This window comes from Mesorhizobium sp. PUT5 (genome assembly GCF_052216645.1).
Taxonomy (GTDB): Bacteria; Pseudomonadota; Alphaproteobacteria; order Rhizobiales; family Rhizobiaceae; genus Mesorhizobium.
The window spans coordinates 3,882,273-3,902,567 of the sequence record NZ_JBQOSO010000003.1 but is presented as its reverse complement, the minus strand read 5'-3'; the positions used below and the strand labels follow the sequence as shown (position 1 = coordinate 3,902,567).

The following is a 20,295-nucleotide window of genomic DNA, read 5'->3' as shown; positions in this document are numbered from 1 at the left end:
CGCCTCCGCCCGCCCGGCCGCGGCTCGGCCGGGCTCCTTCGCTGCGTGAGGCGATGGCGTCGGCCGGCACCATGCGCCAGGACCTCGCGGCGGCAGCCGTGAAGGGCCGGCGCGCGCGCCGGCACGGCGGCGTGCCGTGGATCCCGATCGCGGCGGTCGCGGTCTCGCTGTTCGCGTCGCTGCCGCTGGGTTTCGTCGTGGTGGCCGCCTTCCAGGCCGGCTGGGAGACGGTGTCGGCGCTGGTGTTTCGTCCCCGCGTCGGCGAACTGCTCACCAACACGCTGTTTCTGGTGGTGCTGACGGTGCCGGTCTCGGCCGCGCTGGCCGTGGCGCTGGCCTGGCTGACGGAGCGCAGCGATCTGCCCGGCGCGCGGCTGTGGTCGTGGCTGGCGGTGGCGCCGCTCGCCGTGCCCGCCTTCGTGCATTCTTATGCCTGGGTCACGCTGGTGCCGGGCATGCACGGGCTCTGGGCGGGGGTGTTCATCTCCGTCATCGCCTATTTCCCCTTCCTCTATCTGCCGATCGCGGCGGCGCTGCGCCGTCTCGACCCGGCGCTGGAGGACGCGGCGGCCTCGCTCGGCCTCAGTCCGCGCCGCGTCCTGCTGCGCGTGGTCCTGCCGCAACTGCGGCTGGCGCTCTGCGGCGGCGGGCTGCTGGTGGGCCTGCATCTGCTTGCCGAATACGGGCTCTACGTCTTCATCCGGTTCGACACCTTCACCACGGCCATCGTCGACCAGTTCCAGTCCACCTTCAACGGTGCGGCCGCCAATATGCTGGCGGGAGTGCTCGTGCTGTGCTGCCTGACCCTGCTCGGCGTCGAGGTGCTGGTGCGCGGCGAGGAGCGCTATGCGCGCGTCGGCCCCGGTGCGGCGCGGCTGCAGCAGCGCGCCAGGCTCGGCCGCATGACGCTGCCATGCCTGGCCCTGCCCCTCGTCGTCGCCATGCTTTCGCTGGGCGTGCCCTTCATCACCATCGGCCGCTGGCTCATGCACGGCGGCGCGCAGGTCTGGCGCATGGACGAGATCGGGCTGGCGCTGGGCCAGACGCTGTTCCTGGCGCTGGCCGGCGGTCTTCTGGCCACGCTCGCCGCCATCCCCATGGCCTGGCTGTCTATCCGCGCGCCGGGCCGCCTGCAACGGGGGCTTGAGGGGCTGAACTACGTCGCCGGCTCGCTGCCGGGCGTGGTGGTGGCGCTGGCGCTGGTCACCATCACCGTGCGGGTCGCCCTGCCGCTCTACCAGACCCTGTTCACCATCATCGCAGCCTATGGCCTGATGTTCCTGCCGCGCGCGCTGATCAGCCTGCGCGCTTCGATCGCCCAGGCGCCGGTGGAGCTGGAACGCGCGGCGGCCAATCTCGGCCGGCCGCCGCTCAGGGCGCTGTGGGCCACCACCATCCGCCTGTCGGCGCCGGGGGCTGCCGCCGGCCTGGCGCTTTCGGCGCTGGGCATCACCAACGAACTGACCGCGACCCAGATGCTGGCGCCCAACGGCACGCGCACGCTGGCCATGGCCTTCTGGAACCACAGCGGCGAGATCGACTATGCGGCGGCCGCGCCCTATGCGGCCATCATGGTGGCGCTGTCGCTGCCGCTGACATGGCTGCTCTATGTCCAGTCGAAACGGATGGCCGGACGATGAGCCTGCTGGAGCTTCACGACGTCGCCAAGAGCTACGGCCCGGTGGCGGCGCTGGCCGGCGTCGACCTTGCCGTGGCATCCGGCACGCGCACGGCCATCGTCGGCCCGTCCGGCTGCGGCAAGACCACCCTGCTCAGGCTCATCGCCGGCTTCGAGGCGCCCGACCGCGGCCGCATCGTGCTCGACGGCGAGGTGCTGGCCGACGAGGCGGGCGCCGTGCCGGCGCATTTGCGCGGCATCGGCCTGGTGGCGCAGGACGGCGCATTGTTCCCGCACCTGACTGTTGCCGACAATATCGGCTTCGGCCTGGCCCGCCACGCCGAGCGGCGCGCCGAGCGCATCGCCGAGCTTGCCTATATCGTCGGGCTCGACGCGGCCATACTGAAGCGGCGGCCGCACCAGCTTTCCGGCGGCCAGCAGCAGCGCGTGGCGCTGGCGCGCGCCATGGCCATGAAGCCGCGCCTGATGCTGCTGGACGAGCCGTTCTCGGCGCTCGACACCGGCCTTCGCGCCTCCATGCGCAAGGCGGTGGCGGAACTGCTGGAGGCGGCCGGCATCACCACCATCCTGGTCACGCACGACCAGGCCGAGGCGCTGTCCTTCGCCGACCAGGTGGCCGTGATGCGGGAGGGCAAATTCTGGCAGGTGGGCACGCCGCGCGAGCTTTACCTCAAGCCCAAGGACCGCATGGTGGCCGAGTTCCTGGGCGAGGCGCTGGTGCTGCCGGCCCGGATCGCCGAGGGTTTCGCCGAGACCCCGCTGGGCCGCATCGCCCTGGAGACCCGCGAAAGGCGCGACATCGCGCGCATCATGCTGCGGCCGGAGCAGGTGACGCTGGAACGCGCGAGCCGGCAGGAGGCCGCCGCCGCCCGGCCCGGCCTGCTCTATGGCGAGGTGACCGAAACCGAATTCGCCGGCGCGAGCTGCGCGGTGGCGGTGAAGCTGCTGAACAGCCCCGATCCGCCCGAGGCGGCGGCCATCGGCGGCAGGCCGCTGATGCTGCGCAAGGCCGGCGTCGACGCGCCCGCCGTGGGCGAGGTGGTGCTGATCCGTGTCGTCGGCACCGCCCATGTCCTTGCCTGACGTCCGCGTCCCGGCGGCTGTACCGGGCGATGCCTGTGCCGTTCCGGCACATAAATGCTAACGCCGGGCGCGCGGCAGCCGGCAAATATCTCGGAGCGCCTGTGGATCGTCGGTGGAAAAGCTGTGGACGGCACAAGATGTTGTGGCGAACGAAACGTGAAACTTCGTCCATAGCCGATTCGTCGCTGATTCGTTCCGGCTTTGGCCGGATCGTTAATTCCGAAGCGCGTTTGGCAGGGCCGAAGCGTTAATGCCCGTTAAGAAATGGATGATTTTTCAAGAGGTTGAAGCGGCGTGCCGGTGCAGCGGCGGCGTGTGCGGGGCCCGAGCCGGCAAAACGTTAACGCGAGCCGGCGCGGCGCGGCGATCAGTGGCGGCGCGGATTCAGCATGTGGTGCGAAAATGCCCGGAAATGTCCATATGTAGCCGTGAACGAATCGTGAATCGGCAGGAGTCAGTGATTCGTCGCCGATTCGTTCCAGACTCGTTCCAAACATTAATCCGGCGGTGGAGGACGGGCGCCTCCGATCCCGGCCTCGCCGAACATTCCGCTTTTACTCGCGCCCGCGAATGCCTATGTGTCGCGGGGCAATCGAGACAAACGCGGACAAGACGAACGCGGGCGCGAAAGGTTTTTTCCGGCCGATGAATTTCCAGCCGAAGGCGAACCAGCCGCTGATCCTGTCGGGGCGTGACGTGACGGCCGTGCTCGGTCCCACCAACACCGGCAAAACGCATCTGGCCATCGAGCGCATGGTGGCGCATGAGAGCGGGCTCATCGGCCTGCCGCTGCGGCTTCTGGCGCGCGAGGTCTACGGACGGCTGTGCGAGAAGGTCGGCGCCAACAAGGTGGCGCTCATCACGGGCGAAGAAAAGATCCAGCCCGCCGGCGCACGCTATTCGGTCTGCACGGTGGAGGCGTTGCCGCGCGAGACCGACGCCGCCTTCGTGGCCATCGACGAGGTGCAGCTTGCCGGCGACCTGGAGCGCGGCCACATCTTCACAGACCGGGTCCTTCATCTGCGCGGCCGGCAGGAAACGCTGTTGCTCGGCGCGGCCACCATGCAGGGCATATTGCAGAAGCTGCTCAAGGGCGTGTCGGTGGTCACCCGTCCGCGCCTGTCGCATCTGGCCTATGCCGGGTCGAAGAAGCTCACCCGCCTGCCGCGGCGTTCGGCCATCGTGGCGTTCTCGGCCGACGAGGTCTACGCGATCGCCGAGCTGATCCGCCGCCAGCAGGGCGGGGCGGCCGTGGTTCTGGGCGCGCTCAGCCCGCGCACCCGCAACGCCCAGGTGGCGCTCTACCAGTCCGGCGACGTCGACTATCTGGTGGCCACCGACGCCATCGGCATGGGGCTCAATCTCGACGTCGACCATGTGGCCTTCGCCCAGAACCGCAAGTTCGACGGCTACCAGTTCCGCCAGCTCACCGCCGCCGAGCTCGGCCAGATCGCCGGCCGCGCCGGGCGGCATATGCGCGACGGCACCTTCGGCGTCACTGGCCGGGTCGATCCGCTCGAGGACGAGCTGGTGCAGAAGATCGAAAGCCATGATTTCGAGCCGGTGAAGGTGCTGCAATGGCGCACCGTCGATTTCGATTTTTCATCGCTTGACGCGCTGAAGCGCTCCATCGAGACCAATGCGCCGGTGGAAGGGCTGACGCGCGCCCTGCCGGCGGTCGACGCGCAGGCGCTCGAATTCCTGTCCAGGGACGGCGACATCCGCGCGCTCGCCGCCGGGCGCGAGCGGGTGGCGCTTCTGTGGGAGGCCTGCGCGCTGCCAGACTACCGCAAGATCGCTCCGGCGCAGCATGCCGACCTGATCGCGTCCATCTACACCGACCTTGCCCGGCACGGCCATGTCGACGAAAACTACATGGCCGAACAGGTGCGCCGCGCCGACACCACCGAGGGCGACATCGACACGCTGTCGCACCGCATCGCCCAGATCCGCACCTGGACCTTCGTGTCGAACCGCCCGGGCTGGCTGGCCGATCCGACACATTGGCAGGAAAAGACAAGAGAAATCGAGGACAGACTGTCGGATGCGCTGCATGAGCGGTTGACGAAACGCTTCGTAGACCGCAGGACTTCCGTCCTCATGCGGCGCCTTAGAGAAAATACCATGCTTGATGCCGAAATAAGTGCGAACGGAACCGTCCTCGTCGAGGGCCATCATGTCGGCGAGCTTCAGGGCTTCCGCTTCACCGCCGACCAGAGCGCGGGGGGCGAGGACGCCAAGGCCGTGCGCACGGCGGCGCAGAAGGCGCTGGCCGCGGAGTTCGAGGCACGGGCCGAGCGCTTTTCCGCGTCCGGCAACGGCGACATCGCGCTCGGGTCCGACGGCACGCTGCGCTGGATCGGCGCGCCGATCGGCACGCTGGTTGCCGGCGAGGACGCGTTGAAGCCGCGCGTGGTGCTTCTGGCCGACGAGCAACTCACCGGGGCCGCGCGCGACAAGGTGGCGGCGCGCGCCGAGCGCTTCGTCAATTTCCAGGTCGAGCAGTTCCTCAAGCCGCTGGTCGACCTGAAGGCGGCCGAGCAGCTTTCCGGCATCGCCCGCGGCATCGCCTTCCAGCTTTCGGAGAGTTTCGGTCTCATCAACCGGCGCGACATCGCCGAGGAGATGCGCTCGCTCGACCAGGAGGGCCGGGCCGCGCTGCGCCGGCTCGGCGTGCGCTTCGGCGCCTACCATGTCTTCGTGCCGTCGCTCGTCAAGCCGGCGCCGGCCGGGCTGGTCACGCTGCTGTGGGCGCTCAAGAACGACGGCAAGGACAAGCCTGGCTTCGGCGACGTCGTCAACGCGTTGGCCACGGGGCGCACCTCCGTGGTGGTCGACCCGGCATTCGACAAGGCCTTTTATCGTCTCGCCGGCTTCCGCAATCTCGGCCGGCGCGCCGTGCGCGTCGACATATTGGAGCGGCTGGCCGATCTGATCCGCCCGGCCACCAACTGGAAGCCGGGGCTGGGCCCGCGCCCGGACGGCGCCTATGACGGCCAGTCCTTCACGGTGACGCCGGCGATGATGTCGATCCTGGGCGCCACGGCCGACGACATGGAGGAAATCCTCAAGGGTCTCGGCTACCGTTCGGAGGCCAAGCCTGCCGAGGAGGTCAAGGCGAGGCTGGAGGCCATCGACGGGGCGGCGCGGGAAGCGGCCGAGGCCAAGGCCGCCGCAGAGGTGGCAAAGGCCGCGCAGGCAGCCGCGGCAGAGCCAGCAGTGGAAAGCGTCTCGGAGACGGAAACGACCGGAGTCGACGAGGCTTCGCACGAGGCTGAGGCCGCAACGGCCGGTGGCGAGACCATGGATGCCGAAGGGGCAGTGCCATCGGCGGTGGAGAGCCTTGACGAGGCGGCCGGGTCGAAGCCCTCCTCCCCCCTTGAGGGGGAGGTGTCGCCGCAGGCGGCGGAGGCGGTCGCTGAAACAGGTTCCGACGCCCCCTTTGCAGAACAGCCGGCCGTTTCAGATCAAGCGTTGAACAATGAGGACGCCGGAGCGGTTGAGGGGACCCCTCCCGACCAGACTTCGTCCGGCCACCCTCCCCTCGAGGGGGAGGGGAACGGCGGCACGACCGTCACCGCCGTCGCCATGGCTGGCGAGGCTGCATCTGCCGGAGCCCCTGGGGTCGAAGCCGCGGAGGAGGAAGCGCCCAAGCCCATATTGCTGTGGCGGCAGGCCCGCTTCGAGCACCGGCGCGGCGGCCAGCGGCACGACCAGCGCCAGCGCGGCGGCGCCCGCCATGGCGGCGAGGCTGCCGGCGGCCAGGGACGTGCCGCGCGCGAGAACGGCCGGGAAGACGGCCGTCCGCGCTTCAAGGGCAATTCCGAAGGCAATCCTGGCGGCGGGCCCGGGGGCAAGCCCGGCGGCCGGCAGGCCGAAGGCAAGGGGCGCCGCGAGGGCCGGCCCGAATGGAAGGGTGGCCGGCAGGACGGCAAGGACAGGAACGGCGGCGGCCAGGGCAAGCCGGGGCTCCGCGACCGGCGCGAGGAGCGTCCGGCCCGTATCGATCCGGATTCGCCCTTCGCCAAGCTCGCCGCGCTGCGCGACCAGCTCAAGAAGTAGGTTCGGGGCCGATGCGATGAACGCCGACGGCCGGCAGCGCATCGACAAATGGCTGTTTTTCGCGCGTGCGGTGAAATCGCGCTCGCTGGCGGCGCGGCTGGTCGTGGCCGGGCGCGTGCGCATCAATCGCGACAAAGCAGCGCAGGCATCCGATCTCGTGCGGCCCGGAGACGTGCTGACGATCACGCTGGACGGCCGCATCCTGGTGTGGAAGGTGGCCGCGCCCGGTTCGCGGCGTGGCCCGGCAGAGGAAGCGCGCACGCTCTATGAAGACCTTTCGCCGGCTCCGGCGCCGCGCGACGCCGCCGTTCCGGACGCCATCGCGCCGCTTCGGGAGGCCGGCAGCGGCCGCCCGACCAAGAAGGAGCGGCGCCAGACCGACCGGCTGCGCGAAGGCGGCTGAGGGCTTTTGCGCAAGGCTTGGAAAACCATTCCCGCAAGGCGGCCATGCGCGCGCGTGCCGCCCTTGCAAGCGCTGGCCAAAGGCGTTACCTGACCGCGCAGATATCGAGAGAACGGGACGTTCCCGGAGCCCCAGATGACCTATGTCGTGACCGACAATTGCATCAAATGCAAGTACATGGACTGCGTGGAGGTCTGTCCGGTCGACTGTTTCTATGAAGGCGAGAACATGCTCGTCATTCATCCCGACGAGTGCATCGACTGCGGCGTGTGCGAGCCCGAATGCCCGGCCGACGCCATCAAGCCCGACACCGAGCCGGGGCTCGACAAGTGGCTGCAGATCAACTCCGAATATGCCGACAAATGGCCCAACATCACCGCCAAGAAGGAGCCGCCGGCGGATGCGGCCGAGTTCGACGGCGCGCCGGGCAAGTTCGAGAAATATTTCTCCACCGAGCCGGGCGCCGGCGACTGAGGCCGGCCGGTCCGCGTCGCTCGCAAGGTGACGCTCAATAAGCGTGATGTGCCCGCGTCCTCGCTTGACAAGGCGGGGCCGAGGCCTTCGCGCATGCAGCAAATTCTTGATTCTTCCGACTTTTTGTTATATATATGTCCCACATGCCTGCGAGACATGTCGGTTCATGGCGAATTTGCCCGATCACTGAAAGGTGAGTCCCACAACCCGGATCAGAGCGATTTGAACCAGGCGGCCGCCATCGTGCGGGATGCCGGTTCAGGCTTATCACGGGGTGGGCTCGCGCGTCGCGCGGCAAGCCAGGGGCATCGGCCCGGAAGCGGTCCCGCCGTTTCCGCAAGGGCTGGTGCATAAACAAGAAGAGGAGGCGTTGCTGCGGCCCTCTGGGGTTGCGGGACGCTTCGGCCGGCCAGACCGGCCGCCCGTGTTCAGCCGGCAGTCCGCCGGCGCCACAACAAGGAGTTCAGGGCGTAATGGCAATCACCACCCCGCAGAAGAAGTCCGCAGCGGCCGCGCGTCACGGCTTCAAGACCGGCGAATTCATCGTCTATCCCGCTCACGGCGTCGGGCAGATCGTGTCCATCGACGAGCAGGAAGTGGCCGGTATGAAGCTGGAGCTTTTCGTGATCGATTTCCAGAAGGACAAGATGCGGCTCAAGGTGCCGGTCGCCAAGGCCACCTCCATCGGCATGCGCAAGCTGTCGGAGACCGACTATGTCGACCGCGCGCTCAAGGTCGTGCAAGGCCGCGCCCGCATCAAGCGCACCATGTGGTCGCGCCGCGCCCAGGAATACGACGCCAAGATCAATTCCGGCGACCTGATCTCCATCTCCGAGGTGGTGCGCGATCTCTACCGCGCCGAAAACCAGCCCGAGCAGTCCTATTCCGAGCGCCAGCTCTACGAGGCCGCGCTCGACCGCATGGCCCGCGAGATCGCGGCCGTCAACCGCATGTCCGAGACCGAGGCGGTGCGCCTCATCGAGGTCAACCTCAACAAGGGCCCGAAGCGCGGCGCCAAGGCCGACAACGAGGAGGCCGAGCAGGAAGAGGCCGCCTGAAGCCTCTTTCCTCGACAGGATCCATGCAGAACCCGGCCTTGCGCCGGGTTTTTGTTTTTTTGAAGCAGGGCCTCCTGCCCGAAAAGCCCGTTGCTTTCGGGATCATGCGCTACAGGGTGCGCAGAACCGGGGCGGCCTTCTGGCCCAGCACGCGCCATGTGCCGGCCAGGCCGATGCCCACGGTAAGCAGCAGCGACAGCAAGATGGTTCCCAGCGCTACTTCGGGCAGGAAATGGGACGGCAGCGACATGATGCGCGCCACCACGAACCAGGCGGCGACGCCGCCGGCGAACAGCGCGAAGACGGCGGTGGCCAGGCCGATCAGCATGTATTCGAGCGAGAACGCCGCTATCAGCGTGCGCCGCCGCGCGCCCAGCGTCTTCAGCACCACCGCGTCGTGGATGCGGGCGCGGTTGCCGGCCGCCAACGCCCCGGCCAGCACCAGCACCGAGGCGACCAGCGCCACGCCGGCGGCGGCGCGGATCGCCGTGCCGATCTGCTCGACCAGCCGGTTCACCATGTCCAGCGCGTCCTTGACATATACGCTGGTCACCGCCGGATAGGCGCGGGTCACGGCGTTGAGCAGGCGGGCGTCGTCGGCTTGCGTCGCGGTCTTGTCGGTCAGCGTCGCCAGCCAGGAATGCGGCGCGCCGGCGAAGGCGTTGGGCGAGAACACCATCACGAAGTTGATGCCCATGCTCTCCCATTCGACCTGGCGCAGATTGGCGATCCTGGCCGTGATCGCGCGGCCCAGCACGTTGACCGTCACCGTGTCGCCAAGCTTCAGGTCGAGGTCGCCGGCCTCGCGCGCGGAAAAGGACACCAGCGGTTCGCCCTGATAGTCGGCCGGCCACCATGTGCCGGCGGACAGCGTGGCGTTTTCCGGAACGGTTGCCGAATAGGTGATGCCGCGGTCGCCGCGCAGCACCCAGGCGCCTTCCGGCTTGATTGCGGCCCGGTCGACGGGAACGCCGTTCAGCGCCATCACCCGGCCGCGCAGCATCGGCACCTTCATCAGCGTGCCCTCCGGCGCCTCGCGCGCGACCAATGCCGCGAAGGCGTCGACATCGGCCGGCTGGATGTCGACGAAGAAGAAGTTCGGCGCGCGCTCCGGCAGGCTGGCGCCGATCTGGCGCCTGAGATTGCCGTCGACCAGCGCCAGCGTCACCAGAAGCGTCAGGCCCAGCCCGAGCGACAGCACGACCGACGGCGTCAAGGCGCCCGGCCGGTGGATGTTGCCGATGGCCAGGCGCAGCGCGGTGTGCCGCACGCGGGGGCTTTTGCGGGCCAGGTATTGCACCCCGGCGCTGACCGTGCGCAGCACCAGGAAGGCAAAGATCGCCGCGCCGACGAAGATGGTGGCGATGCGCCGGTCATTGGCCAGCAGGATCGCCATTGCCGCAAGCAGCACCGCGATGGCGAGCGCGCCCGCGACATAGGCAAGGCGCGGCAGGCCGCGGCTTTCGAAGCCCATCTCGCGGAACAGCGCCGTGGCCGGCACGTCGCGCGCCCGGCCCAGCGGCAGCAGCGCGAAGGCCAGCGTCACCAGCACGCCGAACAGCGCCGCCAGCGCCAGCGCGCCGGGATAGAGGCCGCCATGCGCCGGCAGCGGGATCAGCGACTGCAAGGAGGCGCTCACCGCGAACGGCACGAGCAGGGCAAGCAGCAGCCCGATGCCGATGCCGATCGCCGCGATCATCAGGATCTGCATGAGATAGACGGCGAAGACGAAGCCGCCGGAGGCGCCGAGGCTCTTGAAGGTGGCGATCACCGCCCGCTTGCCGTCGAGATAGGCGCGCACCGCGTTCGCCACGCCCACGCCGCCGACGACCAGCGAGGTCAGCCCGACCAGGGTGAGGAATTGCGAGAAGCGCTCGATATTGGCCGACAGCGCCGGCGCGGCGTTGGTGCGGGTGCGGATCGACCAGCCGGCCTGCGGGAACTTCTCGCCGGCCTGCTTGCGGATCGCGGCGAGGTCGGCCTCGCTGCTGCCGGCGGGCAGGCGCACCTTGTAGGCGTTTTCCACCAGGCTGCCCGGTTGCACCAGCCCGGAGGCGGCCAGCCCCTGCCGCGAGATCAGCAGCCGCGGCGCCAGGCTGAGGCCTTCGGAGACGGCGTCGGACTCCGTCACCAGCTTCGCCCGAAGCTCGAAGGTGGCGCCGCCGAGCATCAGCCGGTCGCCCGGCTTCAGCTTCAGCCGCTCGAACAGCAGATCGGGCGCCACGGCGCCGTAGACGCCCGCCTTTTCGCCGAACAGATCGGTGCGTGGCAGCGCCGGGTCCGTTTCCAGCGCGCCGTAGAGCGGATAGGCCTCGTCCACCGCCTTGGCCTCGACCAGTGCTTGGTCGGAGCCGTCGGGAAGCCGCGCCATCGAGCGCATCACGGAGCTTTCCGAAACGGTGCCCAATCCGGTCAGGAAGGCTCGCTCGGCGGAGGTCGCCTCGCGCTGGTTGATCTGGAAGCGGATGTCGCCGCCGAGGATCACCTGGCCCTGGCCGGCCACGCCGTCCAGGATCGAGCGCGCCACCGAGTTGACGCCGCCGATGGCCGCCACGCCGAGCGCGATGCAGGCCAGGAAGACCAGGAAGCCGGACAGCCCGCCGCGCATTTCGCGCAGCGAAAACCGCAAGGCGAGCGCGAGGGTTTGGGCCAGCGGCAGGCGAGACAGGGTGCCGATCATGCGGAAACTGCGACCGCGCCCAGGGCGGTCTCCATGCGGCCCGAGCGCATCGCCACCTGGCGCGAGCAGCGGGCGGCAAGGGCGGGATCGTGCGTCACCAGCACCAGCGTCATGCCGCGCTCGGCCGCCTTGGCAAAAAGGAGATCGGCCACCTGCCTGCCCGTGGCCTGGTCGAGATTGCCGGTCGGCTCGTCGGCGACAAGGATGCCGGGGGAGGGCGCCAGCGCCCGGGCGATCGCCACCCGCTGCTGCTCGCCGCCGGAAAGTTCGCCAGGATAGTGGGTGATACGGTCGGAAAGGCCGACCGCCGCCAGTTCCTTCGCCGCGATGCCGAACGGGTCCGCCGCGCCGGCAAGCTCCAGCGGCACCGCGACGTTCTCCAGCGCCGTCATGTTCGGGATGAGATGGAAGGACTGGAAGACGATGCCGATGTTTCGGCCCCGAAACGAGGCGATGGCGTCCTCGCTTTTGCCGTCCAGTTTTTCGCCTGCTATCCGCACCGTGCCGGAATCCACCCGCTCCAGCCCAGCCAGCACCATCAGCAGCGTCGACTTGCCGGAGCCGGAAGGTCCCACGACGCCGACCGCCTCGCCGGCCGCCACGTCGAGGCTGACGCCCTTCAGCACCTCGACGCGGGAGGCACCCTGGCCCAGCGTCAGCGACACGTCCCTCAGTTGGATGATGGCTTCCGTCAAAGCGAACTGTCCCCTACGGATGGAATTGTCCTATATGGAGCAAAAGCGGGCGGCAAATGCCGCTGTGATATGGGTCTTGCCGCATGGCTTTCAAACACCTCGTCGCCTTTGTCGCGCTTTTCATGGCCTCCTTCGGCACAGTTTCGCCGGCAAGGGCCCAGCCCTTGCAGATCGTTGTATTCGGCGACAGCCTTGCGGCCGGCTACGGGCTGGCCGCGGGCGACGGTTTCGCCGACAAGTTGCAGGCCGCGCTGCTGGCGGGCGGCCATGACGTGGCCGTCGCCAATGCCGGCGTTTCCGGCGATACGTCGAGCGGCGGCCTGTCCCGGCTGGACTGGTCGGTGCCGGACGGCACCGGGCTGGTCATCCTGGAACTCGGCGCCAACGATATGCTGCGCGGCATTTCGCCCGACATCACCGAAAAGAATCTCGACGCCATGCTGGCGCGGCTGAAGGCGCGCAACATCGCCGTGCTGCTGGCCGGCATGCGCGCCGCACCCAATCTGGGGGCCGGCTACCAGAATTCGTTCGACGGGATCTACCCGAGGCTTGCCGAAAAATACGGCGTGCCGCTCTATCCGTTCTTCCTCGACGGCGTCGCCGGCAATGCCGCCCTCAACCAGGCCGACGGCATGCATCCCAATGCGGCCGGCGTCGACCTGATCGTCGAGCGCATCCTGCCTGTGGTCGAAAAGACAATGGCCGCGCTGCCCCGCAACTCGTAAATCCGGATCCGGCGCCGGATCGCCCAACGCCTCAGGCTGCGACCGTGACGCCGCCCTGCGAAGTCACGGTGCCGACGATCGTCGCAGCCGGGCAGCCGCTATGGCGGATCATGCGCAGGATATCCGCCGCCCGGCCGGGTTCGCAGGAAACCAGCAGCCCGCCCGAGGTCTGCGGGTCGGTCAGCAGATGTCGTTTCCACAGCGGCAAATCCGGCGGCAGGCGCACGCTTTCGCCGAAGCTTGCCCAGTTGCGGTTCGAGGCGCCGGTCACGAACCCCTGCTCGGCCAGAGCTTCCGCCCGTTCGAAAAACGGCAGGTCGCCATAGCGCAAGGCGATGCCGGCATTCGAACCGCGCGCCATTTCCAGCGCATGGCCGAGAATGCCGAAGCCGGTGACGTCGGTGACCGCATGCACGTCCGCTTCCCTGCCGAGATCGGCGCCGACGCGGTTGAGCAGCGTGACCGAGGCCATCATTTCGGCATAGGCGGCCGCGTCGAGTTTCTCCTTCCTGAAGGCCGCCGAATAGATGCCGACGCCGAGAGCCTTGGAAAGGATGAGCGCATCGCCTGCCCGGGCACCGCTGTTCCTGCGCAAATTGGCTACCTTGCCGGTGCCGATCACCGCCAGACCGTAGATCGGCTCCGGCGCGTCGATGGAGTGGCCGCCGGCAACGGGAATGCCGGCCTCGGCGCAGATGCCGGCGCCGCCCCTGAGGATGTTGCGGATCGTCTCGACCGGCATCTTGTCCACCGGCATGCCAAGTATCGCCAGCGCCATGACCGGCGTGCCGCCCATGGCGTATACGTCGGAAATGGCGTTGGTGGCGGCGATACGGCCGAAATCGACGGGATCGTCCACCATCGGCATGAAGAAATCGGTGGTGGCGATCACGCAGTTTTCGTCGTCGGTTTGCCACACGGCCGCATCGTCGCCGGTTTCCGTGCCCACGAGAAGCCGCCTGAACGGGTGGGCGGCCGGCGGCTCCGCCAGCAGGGATTGCAGGACCGCGGGCGAGAGCTTGCAGCCGCAGCCGCCGCCATGGGCGAGCGTGCTGAGGCGGATCGGGGGTGCGGCGTCCATGTCGGTCTCCTCAGGCGCCGATTTCGCGCGCGGTCATGACATAGCGGAACTTGTCCGGCTCCAGGTAGTCGAGGCGCCTGCCCGCAACCTCCGCCTGCGGATACATCAGGAAGCCGAGTTCGCTCGCACGAGAGTCCGGCAGGTCAATGTCGCTGCCGTCATTGAAGGCGATCCAGTTGCCTTCCCAGGCGCCGAACAGCTTCTCGCGCACGGCGGCGACGCGCGGATTGTCCGCCGCAAGGCCGCCCTTCTCCTCCAGCATGACCTTGCGAACGTCGGCGGGGTCGGTGGCCACCCAACCGAAGCCGCCGAGATGAATTTCGGCGCGGCAGTGCTGTGCCTTGGTGATGGTCTCGTCCTTCGTCCCGAGGCTCTTATAGCCGAAGGCCGAAGGCGCGACGCGCACGCCGTAAAGGTCCCGCGCCGGAATACCTGCCGCCCGCACGAGCGCGACGAAGAGCGGATTGAGGTCCGCGCATTTGCCGCCGAAATCGCCGCTTTTCAGCATGGCGACGATGTCGCCGTCGCCGCAACCGCGTGTGGAAGCGCGGCGATAGGTATTGGCGACAACCCAGTCGTAGATGCGCCGCGCCTTCTCAAGGTCGCCCGCGGCATCGCCGACGATCCTGTCCGACGTTTCCTTCACGATGCCGTCGACCGGCGCGAGCCTGGTTCCGGACAGATATTTCTCGCGTTCCGCCGGGGTGAGCGCCGGGGCGTTGCCCGGCTTTGAAAGATCGACGGCGCGGTCCAGCGTGGAAACCACGCTGACGACCTGCGCCATCGGCTCGGCCTGGCCCGCCTTCCACTCCAGATAAAGCATGTCGGTGCCGCTGCGCGCGTCGCGTTCGACACGTGCAATGCCGGCATTGCTCGTCCAGCGATTGCCATCCGGCCGGTTCCAGTCATCGGCGCGCAAGCCCGCAAGTGGAACCCATGCGCGGACCGTGTCGTCCGTGCGCGCGGGCGTTATCAGCGTCGTAATCTCGAAGCTACGCCAGCCTGACGGCCTTGGATCGAATCCATTGCTCGCGGCCAGCGATGATCCGGGCATCATGGATGCCGCGCAAAAAGCGGCGCCGGCCTGCAAAATCTCGCGACGGTTCATGACATTCCCCTTTCAGGCCCCTTTCAGGTCGAACTCATCGATGTCGGATGTGCTCTGTTCGGCAGCGTTGGAACGGCCCGCGCAACGAGCCTCGAAACCGATTTCAGGATGTGATGGAAGATCGGCCCGCAAAGAAGGCCGTGCCGCGATGACGATCTGCACAGCTTCGCGAAGCACGCGCGAAGGGCAGTCAATTTTCGCAGCCCCGGCACGCGGGAGCTATGAAGAGCAGCCACGGCTCAAGTTTCGCGCGTTTGCGCTTCGTCGTCAACAATCGGGCATCGGAGCATCTGCATTCGATGCGAGCAACTAAACATGACCGATATGGTCATGTATTCAAGAATGCAAAATCAATACAGCGAAAGTCCAAATGCCTCATTTGTTGACAACCTTCGGTTATTGCGGTGAACTGCCTTCGTTACATAGCCAACGGATTGCCTGAGCCCGTTCCTGCGGGTCTCGCATGGTGCCAGAGGAGGTGTCGCGCAATGAATATTGAACTCTCACGCCGCCAGTTTCTGGGCGGAGCGGGAGCGGCGGTCGCGGCGACGGCGTTGGGGTCGTTCGGTTTCGGCGCGGTGGAAGGCGCCTATGCCGAGGCCATTCGATCCTTCAAACTCGTCAACACCGTCGAAACCCGCAATACGTGTCCCTATTGCTCGGTTGCCTGCGGCATCATTCTCTATTCCAAGGGCGACCTGAAGAAGGGCGAGAAGGCCGAACTCGTCCATGTCGAGGGCGACACGGACCATCCGACCAACCGCGGCACGCTCTGCCCCAAGGGCGCTGCGCTGAAGGATTTCGTCAAGGCCAAGACCCGGCTGCAGTATCCCATGCTGCGCGAGGCGGGGTCCGACACGTTCAAGCAGATTTCGTGGGACGATGCGCTCGATCGCGTCGCCCGCCACCTGAAGGACGACCGCGACGCGAACTTCATCGCCAGGAACGCGGCCGGCGTCACGGTGAACCGGTGGACCTCCACCGGCTTCCTGGCCGCCTCGGCGACCACGAACGAAACCGCGTTCCTCACCTACAAGGTGGTGCGCAGTACAGGCATAGTGGCATTCGACAACCAGGCACGCGTCTGACACGGCCCGACGGTGGCGAGTCTCGCCCCAACTTTTGGCCGCGGAGCAATGACCAACTCCTGGACCGACATCAAGAACACCGACCTCGTCGTCATCATGGGCGGCAACGCGGCGGAAGCCCACCCCTGCGGCTTCAAATGGGTCACCGAGGCCAAGGCCAATCGCGGCGCGCGGCTGATCGTGGTGGACCCGCGCTTCAACCGCTCGGCCTCGGTCGCCGACTATTACGCGCCGATCCGCCAGGGTACCGACATCTCGTTCCTGCTCGGCGTCATCAACTACTGCATCCAGAACGACAAGGTGCAGTGGGAATATGTGAAGAACTTCACCAACGCGGCCTACATCATCAAGGACGGGTTCGCCTACAAGGACGGGCTCTTCACCGGCTATGACGAGGCCAAGCGCGATTACGACCGCTCGACCTGGGACTATGTCATCGGCGACGACGGCTACGCCGCGATCGACGAAACGCTGCAGAACCCGCGCTGTGTCTGGAACCTGCTGAAGCAGCACGTTTCGATCTACACGCCGGAAATGGTGGAGCGCATCTGCGGCACGCCGAAGGAGAAATTCCTGAAGGTGGCCGAGATGATCTCGGAATGCTCGACGCCCACCAAGACCATGACGTCGATGTATGCGCTCGGCTGGACCCAGCATTCCAAGGGCTCGCAGAACATTCGCTGCATGGCGATGCTGCAGCTCATCCTCGGCAATATCGGCGTGCGCGGTGGCGGCATGAACGCGCTGCGCGGGCACTCCAACATCCAGGGGCTGACCGATATCGGCCTGATGTCCAACCTGCTGCCGGGCTATCTCAACATCCCCACCGAGAAGGAGGTGGATCTCAACACCTACATGTCGACGCGCGGCTACAAGCCGCTTCGGCCGAACCAGACGAGCTACTGGCAGAACTACCGCAAGTTCTTCGTCAGTTTCCAGAAGTCGATGTGGGGGCCGGCGGCGACCGCGCAGAACGACTTCGCCTATGACTGGCTGCCCAAGCTCGACGTGCCGAACTACGATATGCTGCGTATCTTCGACATGATGAATGCCGGCCAGGTCAACGGCTATGTCTGCCAGGGCTTCAACCCACTGATGGCCGCGCCCAACCGCAAGAAGATGACGGATGCGCTGTCGAAGTTGAAATTCCTGGTCACCATGGACCCGCTCGACACGGAGACATCGCGCTTCTGGGAGAACCACGGCGAGTACAACGACGTCGACACGGCATCGATCAAGACCGAGGTGATCCAGCTTCCCTCCACCTGCTTTGCGGAGGACGAAGGTTCGCTCACCAATTCCGGCCGCTGGCTGCAATGGCACTGGCCGGGCGCGACGCCGCCCGGAGACGCCAAGTCCGACAACTGGATCATGGCGCAGATATTCCTGCGGCTGAAGGCGCTCTACGGCAAGGATGGCGGCGCGTTCCCCGATCCGATCCTCAACCTGCAGTGGCCGTATGAGGACCCGAACGAGCCGACGGCCGCCGAGCTTGCGCAGGAAATAAACGGCCGGGCGCTGACGACGCTGACCGATCCCGCCGATCCCACCAAGGTGGTGATCGAGCAGGGCAAGCTCCTGCCGGGCTTCGCGGCGCTGCGTGACGACGGCTCGACCGCCAGTGGCTGCTGGATCTATTCCGGCTGCTTCACCGAGGCGGGCAACAACATGGCCCGTCGCGACAACCACGATCCCGACGAGACCGGGGCCTATCTGAACTGGGCCTGGTCGTGGCCGGCCAACCGGCGCATCCTCTACAACCGCGCCTCCTGCGACCTCGACGGCAAGCCGTGGGACCCGAGCCGCAAGCTCATCGCCTGGGACGGCCAGAAGTGGACGGGCTACGACGTGCCCGATATCGCGCCGAACGCCGATCCGCGCCAGGTCGGCCCGTTCATCATGAACGCGGAGGGCTCGTCGCGCCTGTTCGTCCGGGCCATGATGCGCGACGGCCCGTTCCCGGCGCATTACGAGCCGTTCGAGTCGCCGGTAGCCAATGTCATCGCGCCCAAGGTGCGGGGCAATCCGGTGGCGCGCGTCTTCGACGACGACTTCAAGCAGTTCGCCGAAACGGCATCGCCGGAGTTCCCCTACGCGGCCACCTCCTACCGGCTGACCGAGCATTTCCACTACTGGACCAAGCACGTCACCGTGAACGCGGTGCTGCAGCCGGAGTTCTTCGTGGAGATCTCGGAAGAGCTGGCGAAGGAGAAGGGCATCGCCAAGGGCGACTGGGTGCGCGTCTGGTCGAAGCGCGGCTCGGTGAAGGCCAAGGCCGTGGTGACCAAGCGCATCAAGCCGCTCGTCTGCGACGGCAAGACCATACATGTGGTCGGCATCCCGCTGCACTGGGGCTTCACCGGCGCGGCACGCAAGGGCTGGGGGCCGAACTCGCTCACGCCCGTGGTTGGCGACGCCAACATCGAAACCCCGGAATACAAGGCGTTCCTGGTCAACATAGAGCGCACCACGGCGCCCGCGGTCGCCTGAGGAGGAAACGACGCCATGTTTCCACCCGTTCCAAATCCCGACACCGCTCCGCAGGAAGCGCGCTTCGGGGAGAAGGACCTGATAAGGCGCTCGGCGTCGTCCGTGACGCCACCTGCCCAGCGCCAGACCGAAGTGGCCAAGCTGATCGACGTGACCAAATGCATCGGCTGCAAGGCATGCCAGGCGGCCTGCGCCGAATGGAACGACACCCACCAGGAGATCGGCTTCAACACGGGCTCCTACACCAATCCGCCCGACCTGACGCCCGACACCTTCACGCTGATGCGCTTCACCGAATGGGACAATCCCGACACCGGCAACCTCGAATGGCTGATCCGCAAGGACGGCTGCATGCATTGCGAGGATCCCGGCTGCCTCAAGGCCTGTCCCGCGCCCGGCGCCATCGTGCAATATTCCAACGGCATCGTCGATTTCGTCCACGAGAACTGCATCGGCTGCGGCTATTGCATCAAGGGCTGCCCCTTCAACATTCCGCGCATCTCGCAGGTCGACCACACCGCCTACAAATGCACCCTGTGCTCCGACCGTATCGCCGTCGGGCAGGGGCCGGCCTGCGCCAAGGCCTGTCCCACCCAGGCGATCGTCTACGGCACGAAGGATGAGATGAAGGAGTGGGCGCAAGGCCGCATCAAGGACCTGAAATCGCGCGGCTTCGAGAATGCCGGGCTTTACGATCCGCCGGGCGTCAGCGGCACCCATGTCATGTATGTGCTGCACCATGCCGACAAGCCGGAAATCTATGCCGGCCTTCCCGCCAATCCCCGCATCAGCCCGATTGTGGACGCGTGGAAGGGCATGACCAAATATGCCGGCATGGCGGTGATGGGGCTTACCGTCGCCGCCGGCGCGCTGCACTACCTGTTGCGTGGCCCCAATGTCGTGACCGAGCAGGACGAGGAGCAGGCCGAGAGGCTCACGGGAGAGAACCGCTCATGAGCAGGACCGACTATGGAGACGTGGAACGCGGCGACGTGGTGGTGCCCGGCCGGCCGGTGAAGGTGCATCGCTATTCCGGCGGCGCGCGCGTCAACCACTGGGTCACCGCCATCTGCCTCGTGCTGCTGGCGCTGTCGGGGCTGGCCATGTTCCACCCCTCCCTGTTCTTCCTTTCCGGGCTCTTCGGCGGCGGCCAGTGGACGCGCACCATCCATCCCTGGATCGGCGTGGTGCTGTTCTTCAGCTTCTTCGGCCTGTTCGTCCGTTTCTGGAGCGCCAATCTGTGGCGGCGCGACGACAGCCGGTGGATCGCCCAGGCCAACGACGTGGTTGCCGGCCGAGAGGAACGGCTGCCGGAAGTCGGCAAGTACAATGCCGGGCAGAAGCTCGTCTTCTGGTCGATGTCGATCCTGATCATCATCCTGATCGCTTCGGGTCTGGTCATCTGGAATGAATATTTCGGCTCCTTCACCTCCATCCAGTTGCAACGCTGGGCGCTGCTCGTCCACGCGATCGCCGCCGTCGTGGCGATCTGCGTGTGGGTCGTCCACGTCTATGCGGCGATCTGGGTCAAGGGCACGATCGGCGCCATGACGCGCGGAACGGTCACCGGCGGCTGGGCGTGGCGGCACCACAGGAAATGGCTGCGCGAGCTGGTTTCCATGCAGAAGGGCAAGCGCACGGAAACCACGACGCATTCGAGCTGAATTTCCCAAGAGCCTTTTCGGATGGACAGCGGCGGCCCATGGTGC

14 protein-coding genes are annotated in these 20,295 nt (G+C 67.1%); 10 read left to right on the top strand and 4 right to left on the bottom strand.

What is annotated here, in order from left to right:
- Positions 1–71 precede the first annotated feature (71 nt).
- From ACTDI4_RS20595 to ACTDI4_RS20570, 6 genes are all read left to right on the top strand, one after another.
- On the top strand, positions 72–1,640 hold the full coding sequence (locus tag ACTDI4_RS20595) for an ABC transporter permease (RefSeq protein ID WP_442842923.1): 1,569 nt from the start codon (positions 72–74) through the stop codon (positions 1,638–1,640).
- A complete protein-coding gene (locus ACTDI4_RS20590; RefSeq protein ID WP_442842922.1) occupies positions 1,637–2,722 on the top strand; it encodes an ABC transporter ATP-binding protein in 1,086 nt (361 codons plus the stop codon). Before ACTDI4_RS20595 ends, ACTDI4_RS20590 begins: the two co-directional genes overlap by 4 nt.
- Before the next feature lie 645 nt (positions 2,723–3,367).
- A complete protein-coding gene (locus ACTDI4_RS20585) occupies positions 3,368–6,784 on the top strand; it encodes a helicase-related protein (protein WP_442842921.1) in 3,417 nt (1,138 codons plus the stop codon).
- Positions 6,785–6,800: 16 nt separating this feature from the next.
- A complete protein-coding gene (locus ACTDI4_RS20580; protein ID WP_442842920.1) occupies positions 6,801–7,187 on the top strand; it encodes an RNA-binding S4 domain-containing protein in 387 nt (128 codons plus the stop codon).
- A gap of 135 nt (positions 7,188–7,322) precedes the next feature.
- Complete coding sequence (fdxA, locus tag ACTDI4_RS20575) at positions 7,323–7,661, top strand: ferredoxin FdxA (RefSeq protein WP_442842919.1); 339 nt, start codon at positions 7,323–7,325, stop codon at positions 7,659–7,661.
- A 473-nt stretch (positions 7,662–8,134) separates the two neighbouring features.
- Positions 8,135–8,719 (top strand): CarD family transcriptional regulator, encoded by a 585-nt coding sequence (locus tag ACTDI4_RS20570; protein ID WP_442842918.1) that lies wholly within the window; start codon positions 8,135–8,137, stop codon positions 8,717–8,719.
- A gap of 109 nt (positions 8,720–8,828) precedes the next feature.
- On the opposite strand, the gene ACTDI4_RS20565 is transcribed toward ACTDI4_RS20570, so the two are convergent.
- Together ACTDI4_RS20565 and ACTDI4_RS20560 are read right to left on the bottom strand one after the other, a co-directional pair.
- Positions 8,829–11,378: an ABC transporter permease gene (locus ACTDI4_RS20565; protein ID WP_442843418.1), complete on the bottom strand. Its 2,550-nt coding sequence runs from the start codon at positions 11,376–11,378 to the stop codon at positions 8,829–8,831.
- A gap of 17 nt (positions 11,379–11,395) precedes the next feature.
- Complete coding sequence (locus ACTDI4_RS20560) at positions 11,396–12,094, bottom strand: ABC transporter ATP-binding protein (RefSeq protein WP_442842917.1); 699 nt, start codon at positions 12,092–12,094, stop codon at positions 11,396–11,398.
- An 83-nt stretch (positions 12,095–12,177) separates the two neighbouring features.
- On the opposite strand from ACTDI4_RS20560, the gene ACTDI4_RS20555 reads away from it, so the two are divergent.
- Positions 12,178–12,819, top strand: coding sequence for an arylesterase (locus ACTDI4_RS20555; RefSeq protein WP_442842916.1), 642 nt, complete (start codon positions 12,178–12,180; stop codon positions 12,817–12,819).
- Between the two features lie 31 nt (positions 12,820–12,850).
- Here the strand turns inward: ACTDI4_RS20555 and selD are convergent, their stop codons facing one another.
- Both selD and ACTDI4_RS20545 read right to left on the bottom strand, forming a co-directional pair.
- On the bottom strand, positions 12,851–13,900 hold the full coding sequence (gene selD / locus ACTDI4_RS20550) for a selenide, water dikinase SelD (protein WP_442842915.1): 1,050 nt from the start codon (positions 13,898–13,900) through the stop codon (positions 12,851–12,853).
- A 10-nt stretch (positions 13,901–13,910) separates the two neighbouring features.
- Positions 13,911–15,008, bottom strand: a complete 1,098-nt coding sequence (locus tag ACTDI4_RS20545) for a transglutaminase-like domain-containing protein (RefSeq protein ID WP_442842914.1) — start codon at positions 15,006–15,008, stop codon at positions 13,911–13,913.
- A gap of 488 nt (positions 15,009–15,496) precedes the next feature.
- Between ACTDI4_RS20545 and fdnG the strand changes: the two genes are divergently transcribed.
- From fdnG to ACTDI4_RS20530, 3 genes are read left to right on the top strand one after another with little or no spacing between them, the layout of a single operon-like run.
- Positions 15,497–18,586, top strand: coding sequence for a formate dehydrogenase-N subunit alpha (gene fdnG, locus ACTDI4_RS20540; protein ID WP_442842913.1), 3,090 nt, complete (start codon positions 15,497–15,499; stop codon positions 18,584–18,586).
- Positions 18,587–18,601: 15 nt separating this feature from the next.
- The gene (gene fdxH, locus ACTDI4_RS20535) at positions 18,602–19,543 is read left to right on the top strand and encodes a formate dehydrogenase subunit beta (RefSeq protein ID WP_442842912.1); all 942 of its coding nucleotides are present in this window, start codon (positions 18,602–18,604) and stop codon (positions 19,541–19,543) included.
- Complete coding sequence (locus tag ACTDI4_RS20530) at positions 19,540–20,250, top strand: formate dehydrogenase subunit gamma (protein WP_442842911.1); 711 nt, start codon at positions 19,540–19,542, stop codon at positions 20,248–20,250. Before fdxH ends, ACTDI4_RS20530 begins: the two co-directional genes overlap by 4 nt.
- The last annotated feature ends 45 nt before the right edge of the window (positions 20,251–20,295 follow it).